The organism is Microcystis sp. LEGE 08355 (genome assembly GCF_015207185.1).
In the GTDB taxonomy this organism is placed as follows: Bacteria; Cyanobacteriota; Cyanobacteriia; order Cyanobacteriales; family Microcystaceae; genus Microcystis; species Microcystis panniformis.
This window is the reverse complement of sequence record NZ_JADEXI010000902.1, coordinates 1-1260: the sequence shown is the minus strand read 5'-3', so window position 1 is coordinate 1260 and position 1260 is coordinate 1. Positions and strand designations below refer to the sequence as shown.

Genomic DNA, 1260 nt, shown 5'->3' with positions numbered 1-1260 from the left:
GGGTCAGCCGGTGTGTTAAGTTCCTCTAGATAGACTTTTTGAAATCTCGGTGGACAGGTTTCCAATAGGTTTAAATGACCTTGGGCAAGACGGTAGATCTTAGGCATAATAGGATTATCGTGAATAAAACAGCAGTTAGCCTATTATCGAGAAAACGGGTTTCTTTGAGAAACCCGTTTTCTTGCAATAAATGTTAATTTCTGTTACAGTGGTCTTGAAAAATTTGCACTTGTTGGGCTAAAACTGTTAGCAATAAACTTTTGCTGTTAGTGTCATGACTTCTACCCTGTTGCCGATTCTTTCTGCTGTTGACGATATTTTGTTCAATTTTGCTCAATCTGATGGTTTTTGGGCGAATTTAGAAACCGCTTTTGGCACAAGTTATGATCTGGTTAAGGCGACAGAATTACGACAGCAGTGGCAAAGTCGAAATTTCAGTCAACTTCCCCCAATTGAGGTACTCAGTAATGAGGTTTTAGGGACGGCGAATGGTGCATATTCCAGCAGTAAGAATAAGATTTATCTATCAGCATCTTTTTTAAATACGGCTTCCTCAGCAACGATAGTTAATGTAATTTTAGAAGAAATTGGGCATTATGTGGATGCTCAAATTAATCCGGTGGATAGCGCCGGAGATGAGGGAGAAATTTTTGCTAATTTAGTGTCGGGGAAAAGTTTAACCCCTACAGAATTGGCTCAATTAAAAGCGGAAAATGATCATGCGGTGATAAATCTTGGGGGACAAGCGGTAGAGATTGAGATGGCTTTCTCTTTCGGGACGACAGGTTATAGACAGTTTGGTACATCTGGGGTAGAATCCGGTAGTGGAGTCAGCAGCGATAGTTATGGCAATATCTATGTTACTGGTTACACTAATGGCAGTTTACCCGGTAATACTAATTTCGGAAACAATGATTTCTTTGTCGCTAAGTATGATGTTTATGGCAATCGACTGTGGGTGAAGCAGTTTGGTTCAGTCTATTCTGACTATGCTACAGGAATCAGCAGTGAAAGTAGTGGTAATACCTATGTTTCTGGTCGGACTGAAGGAGGTTCAGATGCCTTTATTGCTAAGTATAATGCCAATGGTAATCAACTGTGGATGGCGCAGTTTGGCACATCTGGTTAGGGACTTGCGTATTAATAAGTTACCATCTAGACTAGAGAAGCAACTTGTTACTCCCACTCTCAACTATGGTAACTGAACTGACTGAAAAAATCAAATCAAGCTTGAAAGATGCGGCAAAAAAGCTGACAGGT

General features: G+C 40.5%; 1 protein-coding gene and 1 pseudogene. One reads left to right on the top strand and one right to left on the bottom strand.

Going from position 1 to position 1260, the window contains the following annotated elements; all coding sequences use genetic code 11:
• Positions 1–107: pseudogene (locus tag IQ242_RS26575) on the bottom strand (PD-(D/E)XK nuclease family protein); the annotation flags it as partial.
• 167 nt (positions 108–274) lie between these two features.
• Here IQ242_RS26575 and IQ242_RS25100 point away from each other — a divergent pair.
• Positions 275–1129 (top strand): SBBP repeat-containing protein, encoded by an 855-nt coding sequence (locus IQ242_RS25100; RefSeq protein ID WP_193961824.1) that lies wholly within the window; start codon positions 275–277, stop codon positions 1127–1129.
• The last annotated feature ends 131 nt before the right edge of the window (positions 1130–1260 follow it).

Excerpts from the sequence above, each read along its gene's own strand:
- IQ242_RS25100 (WP_193961824.1), top strand. The coding sequence starts at position 275 with ATGACTTCTACCCTGTTGCCGATTCTTTCTGCTGTTGACGATATTTTG.